The sequence below is a fragment of the Pseudomonas sp. BF-B-15 genome, from assembly GCF_019946675.1.
GTDB lineage: Bacteria > Pseudomonadota > Gammaproteobacteria > Pseudomonadales > Pseudomonadaceae > Aquipseudomonas > Aquipseudomonas migulae.
The window spans coordinates 1-19308 of the sequence record NZ_JAGYFZ010000017.1; the positions used below are offsets into that span (position 1 = coordinate 1).

Genomic DNA, 19308 nt, shown 5'->3' on the forward strand with positions numbered 1-19308 from the left:
CTCCTACAGGGACCGCGTTTTTCATGGAGTAAATTATTGGCTGTAGTATCGAGCACAGCAATTCAAAGTGTACTATCCGGTTAGTTTTCCGTGCGATTATCGAACACAATGGCCTTTGGCGAATTGACGATTTTTCGTCCACTGCCCACCATCCACTACACATTGAGTCCGGTCACAACCATCGGTCTCGGTGACCCAAGACTCAGAACACCACATAAAAATAATCGGTGGCCTACATGACTCCTTCTCAAAGCTCTCCCGTGGAGCGTTCCTCCACGACTCCTGCCGTCGGTGGCATCGGCGACAAGATCCGCGGCGCCATGGCCGTCGGCAAGACCCGTTGGGGCATGCTGGCGCTGGTGTTTTTCGCCACCACCCTGAACTACATCGACCGTGCCGCACTGGGCGTGATGCAGCCGATCCTGGCCAAGGAAATGAGCTGGACGGCGATGGATTACGCCAACATCAACTTCTGGTTCCAGGTCGGCTACGCCATCGGTTTCGTGCTGCAAGGCCGGCTGATCGACCGGGTCGGCGTGAAGCGCGTGTTCTTCTGCGCCGTGCTGCTCTGGAGCCTGGCAACCGGCGCCCATGGCCTGGCCACGTCAGCGGTCGGCTTCATGGTTTGCCGCTTTATCCTCGGGCTGACCGAAGCCGCCAACTACCCGGCTTGCGTGAAAACCACGCGGTTGTGGTTCCCGGCCGGCGAACGCGCCGTGGCCACCGGCATCTTCAACGCCGGCACCAACGTCGGTGCGATGTTCACCCCGATGCTGCTGCCACTGATCCTGCACGTGTGGGGCTGGCAAGCCGCGTTCCTGTGCATGGCGTCGCTGGGCGGTATCTGGCTGCTGTTCTGGGGCCTGAAGTACTTCAACCCGGAAGATCACCCAAGCGTTAAACAATCGGAACTGGACTACATCCAGAAGGAAGTCGAACCGGAACAATCCCGCGTACCGTTCTCCAAAATCCTGCGCATGCGTGGCACCTGGGCCTTCGCCCTCGCCTACTCGATCACCGCGCCGGTGTTCTGGTTCTACCTGTACTGGCTGCCACCGTTCCTCAATCAGCAATACAACCTGGGGATCAACGTGACCCAGATGGGTATCCCGCTGATCATCATCTACCTCACCGCTGACTTCGGCAGCGTTGGCGGCGGCATCCTGTCCTCGTTCCTGATCGGCCGCGGGATCAACCCGATCAAGGCGCGCCTGATGTCGATGTTCCTGTTCGCCTGCTGCATCATCGGCGTGGTCATGGCCGCCGGTTCGAGCAGCCTGTGGGTGGCGGTGTTTGCGATCTCCCTGGCCATCGGTGCACACCAGGCCTGGACCGCGAACATCTGGAGCCTGGTGATGGACTACACGCCTAAACACATGATGAGTACGGTGTTCGGCTTCGGCGGTATGTGTGCGGCGATTGGCGGGATGTTCATGACCCAGTTGGTCGGCCACATTCTGACCATCACCAACAACAACTACACCGTGCTGTTCACCATCATTCCGGCGATGTACTTCATCGCGCTGACCTGGATGTACTTCATGGCGCCGCGCAAGATTCCTACAGTCGAAAACTGATACACCCCAAACGCAGGCCTGATCCCGGGCCTGCGTTTTTTTATGCGCAGGATTTATGAATGTCCCCTTTTTTCTCAACACCACAGAGACCCACCATGTCGCCAGGTCACTTGAGCATTGCCAAACGCGCCGTGATCAGCTTCGGCGTTATCGCCCTGCTGGTTCTGTTGCAGGGATTGTTCGCCCTCAAACAGGTTGCGCAGGTCCGCGCCACCGGTCAGCACACGGAAAACATCTCCCTGCCGAGCGTTCGCTACCTGGGTGAAATCCGCGACTACGTCCTGAGCATTCGCGTACTCAGCCTGCGCATGGCACTCAACCGCGACCCCAAAGTGCTCGATGCTACCGTCACACGCCTGCATCAAGTACAAGGCTGGCTGGGCGAGACGCTGGAAAAATTCACCCCGCTGGTCGGTGATTACAACCGGGAGCCGTACGAAAAGTTCGTTGCCACCGTCACCCGTTACCGTCAGGCGTTGGCTCAATATGAAGCGCTGTCGCGGGAGAACCGCAGCGAAGACATGACCGCGCTGCTCAACGGAAAAATCCAGGAGTACTCGACCCAGACCGGTGACCAGTTCGCCGAATTGATGGCCCTTGCCGCCAATGAAGTCAGCCTGTCGGCCAACCAGGCCGATACGCTTTACAACCAAGTGAAGTTCACCGTGATCGGTGCGCTGATCGCCGTTGCGCTCCTGACCTTGTGCCTGGCCTGGCTGCTGATTCGCAGCATCGTCGTTCCGATCCGTCAGGCTGTCGCCGTGGCCGAGCAAGTCGCCGCCGGGGACTTGAGTAAACCGATCCACAGCCACGGCAGCGATGAAACCGCACGTTTGCTCAAGGCCTTGTCGGCCATGCAAACCAGCCTGCGCGAAACCCTGCAACTGATCAGCGGCACCTCGACGCAATTGGCGGCGGCTGCGCAGCAGATGAATCAGAACACTCGGCAGGATTCCGCTCGGCTGCAACAGCAACACAATGAAATCGAACAAGCCGCCACGGCCGTCAACGAGATGACGGTCGCGGTGGAAGAAGTCGCACGTAACGCGGTGTCGACTTCCGACAGCACTCGCCTGTCCACGCAGCAAGCCAACCAGGGCCAGACGCGGGTCATTGAGACACTGGATTCGATTCAGGCGATGAGCAGCAATGCCGGCATCGCTCTGCAACAGGTGCAGACGCTGGCCGAGCAATCCCGGGAAATCGGCAAGGTGCTGGACGTGATCCGCGCCATCGCCGAACAGACCAACCTGCTTGCGCTCAATGCCGCCATCGAGGCCGCGCGTGCCGGGGAAGCCGGGCGTGGGTTTGCAGTGGTGGCCGATGAAGTACGGGCGCTGGCTCATCGCACTCAGCAATCGACCCGCGAAATCGAGCAGATGATTGGCCGGGTGCGGGGCGATACCGACAGCGTGGTGCTGTCGATGCACGACAACAGTCAGCGCGTCGCCGACACCTTGTCGATTGCCGAACAGGCGGGTCTGGCACTGGCAGAAATCACCCGGGCCATGGAGCAGATCCATGAGCGTAATCTGGTGATCGCCAGCGCGTCAGAGGAACAGGCGCAAGTGGCCCGCGAGGTGGATCGCAATTTGCTGAATATCCGCGACCTGTCGCTGGAAAGTGCCGACGCCTCGACCCGGACCAGCGCCACCAGCCAGGAACTGTCGCAACTGGCGACCGGCCTGCAAAACCTGGTGGTGCGCTTCAGATTCTGACCCTGTTCAGCGACGGCTTTGCTGCCAGGCCGCCGCCAAACCGCTGCAACAAATCACCGCGATCCCGACCACCGTGGTCAGGGTCGGCGTGTGGGAAAACAGCAACCAGCCGAGCACGCCGGCGAAGACAATCTGGCAATAGCCGAACGGCGCCAACAGCGCCGGAGCGGCGTAGCGGAACGCCTGAGTCAGAAACAAGTGCGCCGTCATCCCGCACGCACCCAGCGCCACCATCATCAATCCATGCCCAAGGCTCGGCACTTGCCAGAAGAACGGCACCAGCGCACTCATCACCAGGGTGTTGCACAACCCGGCGAAAAAGTTGCTGGTGGTCGGGCTGTCGACGCTGCTGAGCTTGCGGGTGAGCAATTGATAGAAGCAGAAAAACAGCGCCGAGCAGAGCGGCAGCAGCACCGCTGGCGTGAACAGATCACCACCGGGGTGGACGATGATCAATACGCCGATAAATCCGCAAATCACCGCGATCCATTGGCCACGGGTGACGCGCTCACGCAGCAGCGGCACCGACAGCGCAGTCACCAGGACCGGTGCAAGAAAGTTGACCGCGGTGGCTTCGGCCAACGGGATGTACTGCAAGCCTGTGGTGAAAAACAGACTGGTGCCCAACAGGCACAACGCCCTCAGCAATTGCAGCAACGGCCGTTTGGTGCGTAGGACTCGCAGCCCGGATTGCGGCAGAAAAATCCCGGCCATCAACAAGGTGTGAACCACATACCGGGCCCAGACCACCATGACGATCGGGTAGAACCCCGAAAGGTATTTCGACAAGGCGTCATGGCTTGAGAAGAGAAAGGTGGCGAAGACGATCAGCAAAATCCCTTTGAAGGGTTGGTTTACGCCGGAGAGCGGGGTGCTGACGGTCATTGGGGATCCTTTTTTACTTCGAAAGTCAAAAGCTTCGCGGGCGAGCCTCGCTCCTACAGGGTTACTCATTGCTCTTGTAGGAGCGTGGCTTGCCCGCGAACAGGTGCGCAGCACCTTCTAGATTCTTGCCAACAATTCCCGGGCCTTATCCAGCGCCATTTGCGCCCGTTGCAACCCGCTCACGCCCTGCTCCAACAACTTCACCGTTGGAATCTCCAGGCTTAGCGGAATATCGGCCGGCAAACACTGCAACAACCCCGCCAGATCACAATCGCCATCCCCTGGAAAACGTCGCTCGTTGCGGGCCTGACGCAAAATCTCCGCCATGTCCGTCGGTCGCGGCCCCGCCACATCGCACAACTGCGCATACCGTAACCGTGACGGGGCGACTTTGGCCAGATCTTCCAGCCGAGAACCCGAGCGGTCGAAATGGAAAGCATCAACCAATACCGCGCCGTTTTCACGATCAGCGTTTTCGACAATGCGCACCGCTTGTTCAAGATTGCGCGCATCAGTCCAGGGCATGAACTCCAGGTGCGGGTGCAGTCCGTAAGGCGCCGCCAGATCACAGAGCCGGGCGAAGTTTTCCGTCAGCCGTTGCTCGTCAAAATCGTTACCCGCCACCAGCAATTCACTGGCACCAAACTCCGCACCGACTGCCAGAATTTTCTCGAAGTCGGCGACGACGGTGTCCGGTTTAAGACGCAGGATTTCAACATCCAGCACACGAATACCGGTGTCGCGCAGCCGTGCCAGCGTCTCACGCCGCAAACCGACATCGGCTACCAGCGCAAAGTGATGTTCTTCGGGTGTCGCCGGCTCAAGGCGTAGTCCCACGTGGCTGTAACCGGCACGTGCCGCGACGTCCACCATCTGCGGCGGTGACAACTCCAGTACCGTCAGGCTGGCCAGGGAAAAGATCCGTTCATTCATGTTCATTCCTCGATCAGCACAGGGGTGCAGGCGCGACCGGTTTCGGCGGCTTCGCGGATGGCTTCGATCAACGCCAGTGTGCGTGCCGCATCGGCAGCGCTGACCAACGGCTCGACTTCCCGACGCACCACGCGCACGAAATGCTGCAGCTGCAAACCCAGGGCTTCATCGGCGCTGACGCTTTCCTGCATCGGCAACAAGGGTTGATGCCATCCCCCATCAGCGTCGGCGTAATGCCAGCGCTTGAGTTGCGGAATGCTCAACGCGCCGCCGGTACCAGCCAGCAAGTAACACGGCTGATCCGCCTGACGCGGATACACCGGGTTCTCCCCGGAATCCAGCTCCCAACTCCAGGGCGCCGCCACCGCGTCGGAACCGGTCAGGCTGCCCAGTGCGCCGTTGTCGAATTGCAGCAACACCGCCGCACAATCCTCGTTGGCAAACCCGCGCACGACATTGCTGGTGATCGCTTGAACCTGCCGCACTTCGCCGCACAGATGACGCAGCAGATCGAGGTCATGGATCAGGTTGGTCAGCAACATTCCCGCGCCTGGCTCGCGGCGCCACGGCGTTTCGAAATAACTGTCGGGTTTGCGCAATTGCCAGAGAGCGGTCACCGTCGTCAGCCGCCCCAAAGCACCGCTTTGCACCAGTTCGCGGGCGCGGACGATCAGTGGATTGTGCCGACGATGATGGCCGACCAGCACCGGGACGCCGGTGGCTTTCGAGGCAGCCACCAACTCGCGCGCCTCATCCAAGTGCACGCCGACCGGTTTTTCCAGCAGGACCGGCACGCCGGCAGCCAGGCAATCGAGCGCGGTGCTGACGTGCAGCGTGTTCGGGTTGGCCACGATGACCGCGTCCGGCTTCACCTGCTCCAGCATCTGACGGTGATCGGCGAAATACCCCACGCCCCATTCGGCGGCGAGGCTTGCCGCTTGCGGGCCAGGATCGGCTACCGCGCACAGGGTCGCGTCCTTCAGGGTGTGCAGATGCCGGTAATGCTGCTGGCCCATGTTGCCGGCACCGATCAGGGCGATGCGAACGGGCGAAGTCATGGTGCGGTCCTCTTGTGATTATTGTTGATTGACCCTCAACAATTTAGAACCTGGTTCCAGATTCTTACACAAGCGATTCACGAAAGCGTGCGAACAACGCACAACTTTCCGGCGAACAAAGACCGCATTCGCGAGCAAGCCCGCTCCCACAGGGTTACCTGTGCGGCGGTGGTTAACTGAAGAATTCTGACGCCAGACTCGCCGCCGACAATTCTTCGGCAAATCTCAACAACAACGGCGCCAACTCGTGCAGCCGCGCCCCCGGCATCCGCGCGCTCGGCCCGGCAATGCTCAGCACCCCGATCACTCGCCCATCGCTCGGATGACGCACCACCGCCGCAATCGCCGAAGTGCCAACGGCCGAGCTCTCTTCAACCCAGGCATAGCCCTGCTCCCGCGCCAGACGCAGGCGCTCGAGCAATTCAATGTTGGAGCGCGGCGCGTTCGGCCCGAGGTCTTTTGGCCGCTCGCCGCCCTGGCGTTCCACCAGCGACAACGCTTCGGCATCGCTCATGCACGCCAGCCACGCATGGCCCGACGCCGTGTAAAACAGCGGCGCATCACGGCCCATGTCCGGGTCATAACGCAGGCCGGAGCGGGCGCCCTGGGACTTGGCGATCCAGGTTTGACGCTCGCCCTCGATGACCCCGAGGCGCACCAGTTCACCGGTTTCCTGGGCCAGGCGATCAAGCACTGGCTGCACGATATCGGCGCCGCTTCCCGACAGATAACGGAACCCCATGGCCACCAGTTTGGTCGACAAGTGATAGCGCAGGTTATCCGGATTCTGCCGCACGTAACCCAGCCGAATCAGCTCGGCGAGCAAGCGATGAGTCGCGCTTTTAGGGATGTCCAGTTGCTCTGCCAGCGTCTGCATCGGCAGGCCGCGAGGGTCACTGGTGAGGCTTTCCAGCACGCTGAAAACACGTTCGATCTGACTGCCGGCCATGGAAGGTTCCGCCTGAAATTTGCCCGATTCTAGAAGACAAACCGCCTAATGCGAAATCTGGAACTGCTTGTTCGGTAACCGCCCGTTTTATCGGCTGAGTGGTTGCCGAGCGGATTCACGTCGCTATATTTTCTGGAATCACATTCTAAAAATACGCACCGGAGTTTTAAACAATGCCTGCCGAATCCCACAGCTCTCCAGATATCGACTGCGATGTTTTGGTCGTCGGCTCCGGTGCAGCCGGGTTATCGGCAGCGGTCACCGCTGCATGGCACGGATTGAAAGTCATCGTGGTGGAGAAAGACCCGGTATTCGGCGGAGCCACGGCGTGGTCCGGCGGCTGGGCCTGGGTGCCGTGCAATCCTCTGGCCCGCCGCGCCGGCATCGTCGAAGACGTCGAGTTGCCGCGCACCTATCTCAAGCATGAACTCGGTGAACGCTACGAACCGGCAATGATCGATGCGTTCCTTGAGGCGGGCCCACGGATGGTCGCCTTTTTCGAACAGCACACCTCGCTGCAATTCGCCGATGGCAATGCCATCGCCGACATACATGGCGATACGCCCGGTGCTGGTACGGGCGGACGTTCGGTGATCGCTGCGCCCTATGACGGGCGAAAAGTCGGCAAGCTGCTGAGGCGTCTTCGCAAAACCATGCGGGAAACTTCGTTCATGGGCATGCCGATCATGGCGGGGGCGGACCTGGCCGCATTTCTCAACCTGACCCGTTCGGTGCCCGCCGCGTGGCACGTCACCCGGCGCTTCACCCGGCACCTGCTCGACCTGATTGTGCATGGCCGGGCGATGCAGCTGGTCAACGGCGTGGCGCTGGTCGCACGCCTGGCAAAATCTGCCGAAGACCTTGGCGTGCTGCTCTGGGAATCAGCGCCTGTCAGCGAGTTGCTTCGCGAAGGCGATAAGGTCCGGGGCGCGCTGGTGAGCACCGCCAAGGGCAAGGTCCGCATCCATGCACGCAAGGCTGTGGTGCTCGCGGCCGGTGGGTTTGCCAATGACACCGAGCGGCGCAAGGCACTGTTCCCCCGCACACCGACCGGCAACGAACACTGGGCGCTGCCCCCCCTCGGCGTGGCCGGTGACGGTTTGCGCCTGGGCGAAAGCGCCGGGGCCCGGGTCAACACCGACATGGCCTCTCCCGTAGCGTGGGCGCCGGTTTCGCAAGTGCCACACAGGGATGGCAGCATCGGTCACTTCCCGCACATCATCGAGCGGGGCAAACCGGGGATCATCGGCGTACTGAGCAACGGCCAGCGCTTCGTCAATGAAGCGAACGGCTACTACGACTATGTAACGGCCATGGTTGCCGCTGCGCCTGCCGGCGAAGAGGTTGCCTCCTGGCTGATTTGCACCCATGGTTTTCAACGCCGATATGGACTGGGCATCTCTCGACCGTTTCCGGTTCCGTTGTCATCCTTTATCCGCAGCGGCTATCTGAAAACCGGCAACACGATCGAGGAATTGGCCCACGCCTGCGGCATCGACCCGAACGGCTTGCGCAGCACTGTGGCGGACTACAACCAGCATGCGCGCAACGGTGAAGACCCCTTGTTTGGTCGCGGTTCGACGCCTTACAACCGCAAACAGGGAGACGCCTTGCAGCAACCCAACCCGTGCGTTGCGCCCATCGAGCAAGGGCCGTTTTACGCGGTGAAGGTCCAGCCCGGCTGCTTCGGCACCTTCGCCGGGCTCAAGGTCAATCAACACGCCCAGGTCCTCGGCGAATCCGGCCAGGCCATCGCCGGGTTGTACGCCGCGGGCGGCGACATGGCCAGCATCATGGGCGGGCATTACCCCGCCGGTGGCATTAATCTCGGCCCGGCGCTGACGTTCGGCTACATCGCCGCGCGACATATCGCCGGCATCACTGCTTACGAACAGGAGATCGACCATGCAGCGCATCGTTAATGCACAGGGTTTGAACATGCCCAAACTCGGCCTCGGCACCTGGCCGATGCTCGGCGAAGAATGCACACGCGCCGTTGAACAGGCGTTGAAGTTGGGCTATCGGCATATCGACACCGCTGCCGCCTACAACAACGAAGAAGCCGTCGGTCAGGCGTTGGTGAACAGTCCTACGCCTCGCGAGCAGATCCACGTCACCACCAAAGTCTGGTGGGATCAACTGCAACCCGATGCCATGCGCCACTCCATGGATCGCAGTCTCAAGGCCTTGCGCAGCGATTACGTTGACCTGTTCATGATCCACTGGCCGACCACCGATTGGGACCTGCCACGCACGATCGAAACCCTGGTGTCATTCAAAGAGCAAGGCCTGGCGCGCAATATCGGCGTGGCGAATTTTCCGCTGCCGCTGCTGCGCAAAGTCGTCGAAGAACTGGGCGCACCGCTGTCAGCCATTCAGGTCGAATACCACGTATTGCTCGGACAAAACGCGCTGCTGGACTACGCCCGTCAACATGACCTGGCACTGACGGCCTACTCGCCACTGGCCCGCAACAAGGTCTCGGACATCCCGCAAATCCAGCAGATCGCCGCCAGACACGGGGTTCTGCCGACACAAGTGGCGCTCAAATGGCTGCTTGATCAACCGAACGTTGCGGCGATCCCCAAGGCCAGCAGCGAGGCTAATCAACTGGCCAACCTGGCCTCGCTGGACGTCCAGCTCGATGACGAAGACCGGGCGTTGATTGCCGGTTTGTCGAAACGCGAACGACTGGTCAGCCCTGACTTCGCGCCGGTGTGGGATGCGTTCGACCGGTAAGCACCGGACTGCTTTTCGTAGGAGCCGGCTTGCCGGCGATGGCGATCTCACGGACGCTATCGCCGGCAAGCCGGCTCCTACAAGTCATAGGGCGTTCGCCCTGACGTCATAAAAAACCCATCACCTGACGGAATTCGATGGGCTATCCACGTTCAATACACTCAGTAATGTTCCCGCCCGCATAAAAGCCGGACGACCGGACTGGCGCCGCTCCCACTCACCAGCAACACTCATCCCCACGATAATCAGAGGATTCCCACATGCTATGGAAAAAAGGCCGACGCAGCGACAACGTGGTCGATGCCCGTGGTGATGATGTCGGCGGTGGCGGCGGCGGGATGCGTTTTGGTGGCGGCAAGGGCCTGAGCCTGACCGCGATCATTCTGATTGTCGGGATCGGCTGGATCACCGGCCAGGACCCGTTGCAGATCCTCGGCCAACTCACCGGGCAGATGACCGAGCAATCGGCACCGGCACCGACGCAAACCCGCAAGGCACCGCCAGCCAATGATGAAGGGGCGGAATTCGTCCGTTCGATCCTCGGTGACACCGAAGACACCTGGGGCCAGATTTTCCAGCAGGCCGGCCGACAGTATAAAGATCCTACGCTGGTGCTGTTCAGCAACCGGGTGAACTCGGCGTGCGGCCTGGCCACCTCGGCGACCGGTCCGTTCTATTGCCCCGCAGACCAGAAGGTTTACCTGGACATGAGTTTCTTCCAGGAAATGTCGCAACGCTTTGCCGCTGCGGGTGATTTCGCTCAGGCCTACGTGATCGCTCACGAAGTCGGACACCACGTTCAGACCTTGCTCGGTGTTTCCGCGAAAATTCAGGCCGCCCGTCAGCAAGGCCGGCAAATGGAAGGTGACGGTGGCTTGTTGGTGCGTCAGGAACTGCAAGCGGATTGCCTCGCGGGTGTCTGGGCCAACAATGCACAGCAACGCCTGAACTGGCTGGAGCCGGGCGACATCGAAGAAGCCTTGAATGCCGCCAACGCCATCGGCGACGACCGCTTGCAGCAGCAAGGCCAGGGTCGCGTGGTGCCGGACTCGTTTACCCATGGCACGTCGGCGCAAAGGGTGCGCTGGTTCAAAACCGGATTTGCGCAAGGCCAGGTGGGCCAGTGCGATACCTTTGCGGCGAAAAATCTGTAAATGAAAAAGTGGTTGTTGATGTTGTTGTTTACTTGCACCTGTACCCAGGCTGCCGAGCATGGGGTCAAGGAGATCAGCCCCGGCCGACTCTTGTTGAAAGAAGGTGAGATAGCGGTGGGCATCGGCCAGGCGCCGGCGAAAATCGAGCGCGTGCTGATCATCATCCACGGTCGGTTGCGCAATGCTGAAACCTACCGCCAGAGTGCCGAGCGGGCGGCAGAGCAAGCCGGGCAAAGCGCCAATACGTTGGTGATCGCTCCGCAATTTCTCAATGAAACCGACGTGGCACTCCATCCAGTCGCCGACACCGTGTTGCGTTGGCGGGGCAATGACTGGATGGCCGGCGGTTTATCCACCGCTCCGTTTGCCCTGAGCTCCTACGCGGCACTCGACCAGATCATCGCCCGGCTCGGCGATCGTCGACAGTTTCCGGACGTGAAGGATGTTGTCATCGCGGGCCACTCGGGCGGCGCTCAGGTGGTTCAGCGTTATGCGTTGTTGAGTCACGATCAACCGGAGCTCAAGGCGGCTGGCGTGCACGTGCGCTACGTCATCGCCAACCCGTCTTCCTACGCGTATTTCGATGAGCGGCGGCCAGTGGCGTTCAGTCACGCCGGCTGCCCGGCGTTCAATCGCTGGAAGTACGGCCTGTCAGATTTGCCCGCTTACGCCGAAGGACAAACGCCCGCGCAACTGGAGGAAAACTACGTTCAGCGTGACATCGTTTATCTACTGGGGCAGCAGGACATTGATCCGAACCATCCGGCGCTGGATAAAAGTTGTGAGGCGAAAGCCCAGGGCGCTAATCGATTGATTCGCGGGCGCAATTATTTTGAGTTTTTGAAGCGCAGCCATCCGCAAGGATTGAATCAGCAATTGATCGAAGTGCCCGGGGTTGGGCATAACGGGGATGGGATGTTTACGTCGCCGGAGGGGCAGAAGGTTTTGTTCGGGCAGTGATGACGCCTTCGCGGGCAAGTCGGGTCGCCGCACCGCTCGCTCCTACGTGTAACTCTGTAGGAGCGAGGCTTGCCCGCGAAGGGTCCCTCAAGCCAACAACATTTCCCGCAACGCCACGCAATCCGCCGCATGCCAATCGGTCAGCTCCGGCCACGGGTTATCCGGCAGATTCACCAACACCGTCCGTGCCCCCGCCGCTCTTCCGCAATCCAGATCAAACCGGTAATCACCGACCATCACCATCTCGCTCGCCGGTACGTTCCAGGCCTCGGCCAATTTCAACAAACCACCGGGGTGCGGCTTGGGCGGCGCTTCATCACGCCCCAGCACATCCTCCACCGCGAAGCAGTCCGCCAGGCCAATGGCTTCCAGCGTCACATGCGCCAACTCCCGAGCATTGCGCGTAAGAATGCCCAGGCAATAACCGCGCCCCGCCAACTCGCGCACCAGTTCCACAGCACCCGGCGCCGGTTTCGAACCCAGCGCCAGATCCCGTTCATGCTCCAGCAACCATGCATGTTTGGCCGCGGCTTCAGCAGCCGGCAGCGCGGCGAGGTGGGTCAGGATGTCGTCTTCGGCCGGGATCGCCAGCGCCACGCGAATCGCCGCGAAGTCATGCACGGCCACCGTCAGGGTGCCGTCCATGTCGAACACCCAGTGCCGCACCTCGGCCAGGCTCATGCCCAATCCTTGCGGTGACGGATCAGCCCTTCCTGAGTGACCGACGCCACCAGTTGCCCGGCGCGATTGAACACGCTGCCACGGCTGAACCCACGGGAATTGCCGGCCCACGGGCTGTCCATCGCGTACAGCAACCAGTCATCGGCACGCAGATCCGCATGGAACCACAGCGCGTGATCGAGGCTGGCGACCTGCATGTCTTTCTGCCAGACCGACTTGCCATGGGGCAACATCGAGGTGGTCAGCAGATTGAAGTCCGACGCGTAGGCCAGCAGGTATTTGTGCAGCGCCGGGGAGTCGGCCAGCGCGCCGTCGGCGCGAAACCAGACGTACTTGACCGGATCGGATGGCTGCGGGTTGTAGGGATCTTTCTCGGTGACCGGGCGGAATTCGATCGGCTTCGGGCACAGCAGTTTTTCACGCATGTGCTCGGGGATCAGGTGCGCGCGCTGATGGGTCAGCTCCAGTTCCGAGGGCAGGTTTTCCGGCCCGACCACCGTCGGCATCTGGCCCTGATGCTCGAAGCCTTTTTCGTCATATTGGAACGACGCGCTGCACGTGAAGATCGGGTTGCCCTTCTGGATCGCCGTGACCCGACGCGTGCTGAAACTGCCGCCGTCGCGAACCCGATCAACCTGATACACCACGGGCAACGTGGAATCGCCCGGACGCAGGAAATAACCGTGCATCGAATGCACATGACGCGCGACTTCGACCGTCTGGCTGGCCGCCGACAGGGACTGACCGATCACCTGGCCGCCGAACAACTGACGAAAGCCCAGGTCCTGGCTGCGGCCACGGAACAGGTTTTCTTCGATCGGTTCCAGGGTCAGCAAATCGACCAGATCATCCAACACTTGGCTCATTCAGACTCTCCTCACACATCGCAATGCCGCGCAGTCTTGGCTGCGGCGGTCGATTCAGTTTCCGGCCAGGGCCATCATTGGCGCCATTGTAAACGTCCGGGCCGTCTTATCCATGCAAGGTTTGCAGCCATTGTTCACGGGTGATGCGGTACAGCACATGGTGACGCAGAGGATGATCGACCGCGAGTTTCGGGTGGTCGAAGTCACCGGCTGAATCATGGTGCATACCGATGGCCTGCATGACTTTCTGCGATGGCGTGTTGGTTTCCGTGGTGAAGGACACGACCTCTTGCAGCGCCACCCGGTCAAACCCGCAGCGCAGAGCGGTCCACGCCGCCTCACTGGCGTAACCCAAGCCCCAGTGTTCGCGGGCCAGGCGCCAGCCAATCTCGATGGCCGGCGTGAAAGGCGCGTCGAAACCGACCGCGCCGAGCCCGGTAAAACCGATGAATGCACCGGTGTCCTTGCGCTCCAGCGCCCAGAGACCAAAACCATGCTCGGCGAAATGCCCACGAATCCGCCCGATCAGCGAAGCACTTTCCAGTCGACTCAAGGGCGCCGGGAAATAACGCATCACCTGTGGATCGGCGCACATCGCCGCAAACGCCGGCAAATCCTCGTCACGCCACTGCCGCAACAGCAGTCGCGCGCTCTCGAGTTCCAGTATCGGCTCCATCGTGCCCCTCCGTTTCCATGCCGTAAGTCTACATCGCTGGTAGGATCGTTCACTCATTCCTACACGCCGTACTCATAAAAGCCCGTCATGCCGCTGCCACTGATCTACCACGAAGACTACAGCCCCGAGTTCCCGGCGGACCACCGCTTCCCCATGGACAAGTTTCGCCTGCTGCGCGATCACCTGGTGGACAGCGGGCTGACCCGGGACGCCGACCTGCTGCGCCCGGAACTCTGCCCGCCGGAAATTCTCGCCCTCGCACATGACGCTGCCTATATCGAACGCTACATGAGCGGCGAGTTGTCCCGCGAAGACCAGCGGCGTCTTGGCCTGCCGTGGAATGAAGCCCTGGCCCGGCGCACGGTGCGGGCGGTCGGCGGTTCGCTACTGGCGGCAGAACAGGCGCTGGAACATGGATTGGCCTGTCACTTGGCCGGCGGCACGCATCACGCGCATTACGACTACCCGGCGGGGTTCTGCATCTTTAACGACCTGGCGGTGATCAGCCATTACCTGCTGGAAAGCGGTCGTGTGAATCGGGTGCTGATCTTCGATTGCGACGTGCATCAGGGCGACGGGACTGCACGGATTCTGCACAACACCCCGGACGCGGTGACCGTTTCCCTGCACTGCGAGAAGAACTTTCCTGCACGCAAGGCCGAAAGTGACTGGGACATCCCGCTGCCCAAGGGCATGGGCGATGCCGACTACCTGAAGGTCGTCGACGACGCGCTGAATTATTTGCTGCCGCTCTACCAGCCGGACCTGGTGCTGTATGACGCGGGGGTCGATGTGCATAAGGACGACGCGCTCGGTTACCTGAAGCTGACAGACGAAGGCGTGGCCGCTCGGGATGAAAGCGTGATGCGCCATTGCCTCGGGCGGGATATTCCGGTGGTCGGGGTGATCGGCGGCGGCTACAGCAAGGACCGCAAGGCGCTGGCGCGGCGTCACGGCATCCTGCATCACAGCGCGCAGCGGGTGTGGGCGTCATCAGGTTGTCATTGAGGTGTGCGCCTTTACCCACAATGCCTGTGGAACTGCCTGTGGATAACCTGAGCGAAAGGGCCTACAGGCCATGCTGCATATGGCATGCAGAGCGCTGGTTGTTTTTTGATCACTATTTTATGAACACCCCGGAACCAATGTGGGAGCGAGCCTGCTCGCGATGAGGCCCTCACATCCAACATCGATTTTGACTGACCCACCGCCATCGCGAGCAGGCTCGCTCCTACAGTTAACCGTGCTGGTAGAATGCCCGGCTTATTCCGCCGAACCGCAGCGCATTCCATGACCCAATCTTCCGCCGCCCTCCCCCCTAAAGTCGCCATCATCGGCGGCGGCCCCGCCGGCCTGATGGCCGCCGAAGTGTTGAGCCAGGCCGGAATCAAGGTCGATCTGTACGACGGCATGCCTTCGGTAGGTCGGAAATTTCTCCTCGCTGGCGTGGGCGGCATGAACATCACCCATTCCGAAGCCTACCCGGCATTCCTCTCACGCTACGCCGAGCGGGCACCGCAGATTGCACCGCTGCTGCGAGCCTTTGGTGCCGAGGCGCTGTGTCAGTGGATTCATGACCTGGGCATCGAAACCTTTGTCGGCAGCTCCGGCCGGGTGTTTCCGACCGACATGAAGGCCGCGCCGCTGTTGCGCGCCTGGCTCAAACGCCTGCGAGAGGCCGGCGTAGTTATCCACACCCGCCATCGTTGGCTCGGCTGGGATAACAACGGTGGATTGCGCGTTGAAAGTCCTGAGGGTGAAAAAAACCTGAAGCCCGAAGCAACGCTGCTCGCCCTCGGTGGCGGCAGTTGGTCGCGCCTGGGTTCGGACGGCGCGTGGATGCTGCCACTGGAGCAGCACGGCGTAGGACTGGCGCCGCTGCAGCCGAGTAATTGCGGCTTCGAGGTGCAGGCCTGGAGCGAATTGATGGTCAGCAAATTCGCCGGCGCGCCGCTGAAAAATATCGCTATCGGACTCAATGACGACATCCCTCGGCTCGGGGAATGTGTGATCACGGCCACCGGGATTGAAGGCAGTTTGATCTACGCCCTGTCGGCGCCCATCCGCGAAGCGATCAATCAGCATGGCTCGGCGACCATTCACCTCGACCTGTTGCCGGGCCGGCCTGTGGATAAAGTTCAGGCGGCGCTGAGCAAACCGCGCGGGTCTCGTTCAATGTCCAAACATCTGCACAGTCAGCTCGGGATAGATGGCGTGAAAGCGGCACTGCTGCGCGAATTGACGCCGGCAGAATGCTTTGCCGATCCGGCGTTGTTGGCTAAAGCGATCAAGGCGTTGCCGCTGACATTGGTGAAAACCCGCCCACTGGACGAGGCCATCAGCACTGCCGGTGGCGTGATGTTCGAGGCGATGGATGAACGTTTGATGCTCAAGCAGTTGCCTGGCGTGTTCTGCGCGGGGGAAATGCTGGATTGGGAAGCGCCGACCGGCGGTTATCTGCTGACCGCGTGTTTCGCCAGTGGGCGAGCGGCGGGGTTGGGGATGGTGGAGTGGCTCAAGCGCACGTCTTGAGACCGAGTTGCGCCCTTCGCGGGCAAGCCTCGCTCCTACAGGACACCACTAATCTGTAGGAGCGAGGCTTGCCCGCGAAGGCGGCCTAATAGCCGCCGCAGTAAATCAAGGCTTACGCTTACGCGGCCCAGTATTAAACACCGGCACCTTACGCACAGGCTTGATCGAAGGCTCCGGCGCCGAAGCATCCCCGCTCTCAACCCATTTACCCAGATTGCGCTTACCGCCGCTGGACGTCTTCGGCTTCTTCGGTTTTTTCGGCTTCTTCACCACCTGACCGCTGGCATCGGTGTCCGGCACACGGTGCTCAGGTTCGAAATCGTGTTCCATCTGCCGAGGCAACGTCTGACGCGTCAACGTCTCAATGGCCGACAGCAAATTCACTTCATCGGCGCAGACCAACGAAATGGCCTGCCCGGTGGCACCCGCACGGCCGGTACGACCGATCCGGTGGATGTAGTCCTCTGCCACGATCGGCAGGTCGAAATTGACCACCAATGGCAAATCTTCAATGTCCAGACCACGGGCCGCGACATCGGTGGCCACCAGGATCTGCACTTCGCTGGCCTTGAAACGGTCCAGCGCACGTTGACGCGTAGCCTGAGGTTTGTCGCCATGGATGCCGTCGGCGTTGATGCCCAGGCCCTGGAGTTTTTCCACCAACGCGTCCACGCCATTGCGGGTCTTGGCGAATACCAGCACCTGCTTCCACTTGCCCTTGCGCAGCAGGTGGATGAACAGCTCCGGCTTGCGCTTCTTGTCCACCGTCACCACCCACTGTTTAACGGTGTTGGCGGCAACGTTACGCGGGCTGACTTCGATGCTCAGCGGATCATTGAGCATTTGCCCGGCCAGCAGGCGAATCGCATCGGAGAAGGTCGCGGAGAACAGCAGTGTCTGACGTTTCTTCGGCAGCACGCGGTAAATGTTCCCCAGCTCCTCGGAAAAGCCCAGGTCGAGCATGCGGTCGGCTTCGTCCAGCACCAGGGTTTGCAACTGGTTGAACTTCAGCGCGTTCTGGCGGAACAGATCGAGCAGACGGCCCGGCGTCGCCACCAACAGGTCGACGCCTTTGCGCAACTTCATCATTTGCGGGTTGATGCTGACGCCGCCATACACCGCATAAGTGCTCAGCGGCAGGTTCTCGGCGTACTGACGCACGGCTTCGTGAACCTGCTCGGCCAGTTCGCGGGTCGGCACCAGAATCAATGCGCGCACCGAGTTGGCGGTGACTTTCGGCCCTTCCATGGCCAGCAATTGCAGCAGCGGCAGCGCGAAACCGGCGGTCTTGCCGGTGCCGGTCTGGGCGGCGGCCATCAGGTCGCGACCGGCCAGCACCGCCGGAATGGCTTGCGCCTGAACCGGCGTCGGGGTCTGGTAGCCGAGCGTCTCGAGAGAGCGCAGCAAGGGTTCGATCAGGCCAAGGGTGGCGAAAGTCATGGGATTACCGTAGGAAAATTCAGCGCGGTTGTGCGAAACAAGTGTGCAATGGCGCGCAGTTTACCCTAATTCACACTCGATTCTGTCTGCACCACCGCAGCAGGTCGTTCCGGCGCCCGGCGCCACTGCGGCAAACCGATCAACACCACGGCACTGATGATCACCAGCATGGCCAGGGCTTCTTCGATACCGATGGTCTCGCCGACAAACACGATCCCCAGCAACACCGCCACCGCCGGGTTGACGTAGGCATAACTGGTGGCCGCTGCCGGACGTACGTTTTTCAACAGGTACATGTAGGCATTGAAGGCGATGATCGAACCGAAGAAGGTCAGGTAGGCCAACGCCGCCCACCCTTCAATCGGTGGCATGGCTTCCAGATGTTCGCCGCTCATCGCACTGCCAATCAGCAGCGCCACGCCGCCCACCAGCATTTCCACGGCACTGGCCATCGCGCCCTGGGGCAACGGCAAGTGTTTGCTCCAGACTGAACCGAACGCCCAGGCCGCCGCCGCAAAGATCAGCAACATCGCACCCAGCGGGCTCGATTGCAGGTTGGAACCGAGGTTGAGCATGGCGATGCCGATCAGCCCGAGCACAATCCCCGCCCATTCAAGACGAGTATTACGCGCGCCCCAGAAATAGCCGCAGAGCAAGGTAAACAACGGAACCGTCGCCACCGCCAATGCCGCGACGCCGGAAGCGACGCCCATGTGTTCCGCCACACTGACCCCGCCGTTACCGCACGCCAGCAGCAAAATCCCGATGATCCCCGCCGCTTTCCACTGCGCCCAGGTCGGTGCCGGCGCCCCGCGCAAGCGCAGGAAGGCGTACATCAACGTGCCAGCAATGACAAAGCGAATACCGGCGAGCAACAAGGGCGGCCAATACTCCACGCCGATGCGGATCACCAGGTAAGTCGAGCCCCAAATCACGTACAAGGCGAAAAAGGCAGCGATCAACGGCAAGGGAAAACGACGGAGGCCAGGCATGGGGGGCAGCTCGCAGGCAAGGACAAATGAACAGCTATTCTAGAAAGGCGAACAGCAGAAAATAAGTTACAAAACCTGTTTATAGCGCCAGTACACTTTTCAAATCACGGAGATCAGCGCTATATACCGTGTTTTCGAAAGCCAGCCA

General features: G+C 61.0%; 17 protein-coding genes and 1 pseudogene. 9 read left to right on the forward strand and 9 right to left on the reverse strand.

Annotated elements, in window-relative coordinates; all coding sequences use genetic code 11:
- Nucleotides 1-320 precede the first annotated feature (320 nt).
- From KGA97_RS07890 to KGA97_RS29555, 3 genes and pseudogenes are all read left to right on the forward strand, one after another.
- A complete protein-coding gene (locus tag KGA97_RS07890; RefSeq protein ID WP_223414472.1) occupies nt 321-1577 on the forward strand; it encodes an MFS transporter in 1257 nt (418 codons plus the stop codon).
- Nucleotides 1578-1672: 95 nt separating this feature from the next.
- Nucleotides 1673-2440: pseudogene (locus KGA97_RS29550) on the forward strand (MCP four helix bundle domain-containing protein); the annotation flags it as partial.
- Nucleotides 2441-2506: 66 nt separating this feature from the next.
- Complete coding sequence (locus KGA97_RS29555) at nt 2507-3295, forward strand: methyl-accepting chemotaxis protein (protein WP_411740670.1); 789 nt, start codon at nt 2507-2509, stop codon at nt 3293-3295.
- Between the two features lie 6 nt (nt 3296-3301).
- Here the strand turns inward: KGA97_RS29555 and KGA97_RS07900 are convergent, their stop codons facing one another.
- The 4 genes from KGA97_RS07900 to KGA97_RS07915 form a co-directional block, all read right to left on the reverse strand.
- Nucleotides 3302-4180 carry a DMT family transporter gene (locus KGA97_RS07900; RefSeq protein WP_223480540.1) on the reverse strand — a complete coding sequence of 293 codons (879 nt, stop codon included), beginning with the start codon at nt 4178-4180 and terminating at the stop codon, nt 3302-3304.
- A gap of 117 nt (nt 4181-4297) precedes the next feature.
- Nucleotides 4298-5113: a sugar phosphate isomerase/epimerase family protein gene (locus KGA97_RS07905; protein ID WP_223480541.1), complete on the reverse strand. Its 816-nt coding sequence runs from the start codon at nt 5111-5113 to the stop codon at nt 4298-4300.
- A gap of 2 nt (nt 5114-5115) precedes the next feature.
- The gene (locus KGA97_RS07910) at nt 5116-6171 is read right to left on the reverse strand and encodes a Gfo/Idh/MocA family protein (RefSeq protein ID WP_223480542.1); all 1056 of its coding nucleotides are present in this window, start codon (nt 6169-6171) and stop codon (nt 5116-5118) included.
- Between the two features lie 172 nt (nt 6172-6343).
- Entirely contained in the window at nt 6344-7120 is a 777-nt protein-coding gene (locus KGA97_RS07915) for an IclR family transcriptional regulator (protein ID WP_008028937.1), read from the reverse strand.
- A 173-nt stretch (nt 7121-7293) separates the two neighbouring features.
- Between KGA97_RS07915 and KGA97_RS07920 the strand changes: the two genes are divergently transcribed.
- The 4 genes from KGA97_RS07920 (at nt 7294) to KGA97_RS07935 (ending at nt 11973) form a co-directional block, all read left to right on the forward strand.
- Nucleotides 7294-9042, forward strand: a complete 1749-nt coding sequence (locus KGA97_RS07920) for an FAD-dependent oxidoreductase (RefSeq protein WP_223480543.1) — start codon at nt 7294-7296, stop codon at nt 9040-9042.
- Nucleotides 9026-9859 carry an aldo/keto reductase gene (locus KGA97_RS07925; protein ID WP_223480544.1) on the forward strand — a complete coding sequence of 278 codons (834 nt, stop codon included), beginning with the start codon at nt 9026-9028 and terminating at the stop codon, nt 9857-9859. Before KGA97_RS07920 ends, KGA97_RS07925 begins: the two co-directional genes overlap by 17 nt.
- 260 nt (nt 9860-10119) lie before the next feature.
- Nucleotides 10120-11013, forward strand: a complete 894-nt coding sequence (locus tag KGA97_RS07930; protein WP_008028943.1) for a neutral zinc metallopeptidase — start codon at nt 10120-10122, stop codon at nt 11011-11013.
- On the forward strand, nt 11014-11973 hold the full coding sequence (locus KGA97_RS07935) for an alpha/beta hydrolase (protein WP_223480545.1): 960 nt from the start codon (nt 11014-11016) through the stop codon (nt 11971-11973). It abuts the gene before it with no gap.
- Nucleotides 11974-12060: 87 nt separating this feature from the next.
- Here the strand turns inward: KGA97_RS07935 and KGA97_RS07940 are convergent, their stop codons facing one another.
- The 3 genes from KGA97_RS07940 to KGA97_RS07950 form a co-directional block, all read right to left on the reverse strand.
- A complete protein-coding gene (locus KGA97_RS07940; protein WP_223480546.1) occupies nt 12061-12654 on the reverse strand; it encodes an HAD family hydrolase in 594 nt (197 codons plus the stop codon).
- A complete protein-coding gene (tesB, locus tag KGA97_RS07945; protein ID WP_008031730.1) occupies nt 12651-13520 on the reverse strand; it encodes an acyl-CoA thioesterase II in 870 nt (289 codons plus the stop codon). The genes KGA97_RS07940 and tesB overlap by 4 nt, the downstream gene beginning before the upstream one ends.
- A 106-nt stretch (nt 13521-13626) precedes the next feature.
- Nucleotides 13627-14196 (reverse strand): GNAT family N-acetyltransferase, encoded by a 570-nt coding sequence (locus KGA97_RS07950; RefSeq protein WP_223480547.1) that lies wholly within the window; start codon nt 14194-14196, stop codon nt 13627-13629.
- An 87-nt stretch (nt 14197-14283) separates the two neighbouring features.
- Between KGA97_RS07950 and KGA97_RS07955 the strand changes: the two genes are divergently transcribed.
- Both KGA97_RS07955 and KGA97_RS07960 read left to right on the forward strand, forming a co-directional pair.
- Complete coding sequence (locus tag KGA97_RS07955; protein WP_008031735.1) at nt 14284-15204, forward strand: histone deacetylase; 921 nt, start codon at nt 14284-14286, stop codon at nt 15202-15204.
- Nucleotides 15205-15486: 282 nt separating this feature from the next.
- On the forward strand, nt 15487-16728 hold the full coding sequence (locus KGA97_RS07960) for a TIGR03862 family flavoprotein (protein WP_223480548.1): 1242 nt from the start codon (nt 15487-15489) through the stop codon (nt 16726-16728).
- Between the two features lie 105 nt (nt 16729-16833).
- On the opposite strand, the gene KGA97_RS07965 is transcribed toward KGA97_RS07960, so the two are convergent.
- Nucleotides 16834-18168 carry a DEAD/DEAH box helicase gene (locus tag KGA97_RS07965; RefSeq protein WP_008031738.1) on the reverse strand — a complete coding sequence of 445 codons (1335 nt, stop codon included), beginning with the start codon at nt 18166-18168 and terminating at the stop codon, nt 16834-16836.
- A 65-nt stretch (nt 18169-18233) separates the two neighbouring features.
- The gene (yedA, locus tag KGA97_RS07970) at nt 18234-19160 is read right to left on the reverse strand and encodes a drug/metabolite exporter YedA (protein WP_223480549.1); all 927 of its coding nucleotides are present in this window, start codon (nt 19158-19160) and stop codon (nt 18234-18236) included.
- Between the last annotated feature and the right edge of the window lie 148 nt (nt 19161-19308).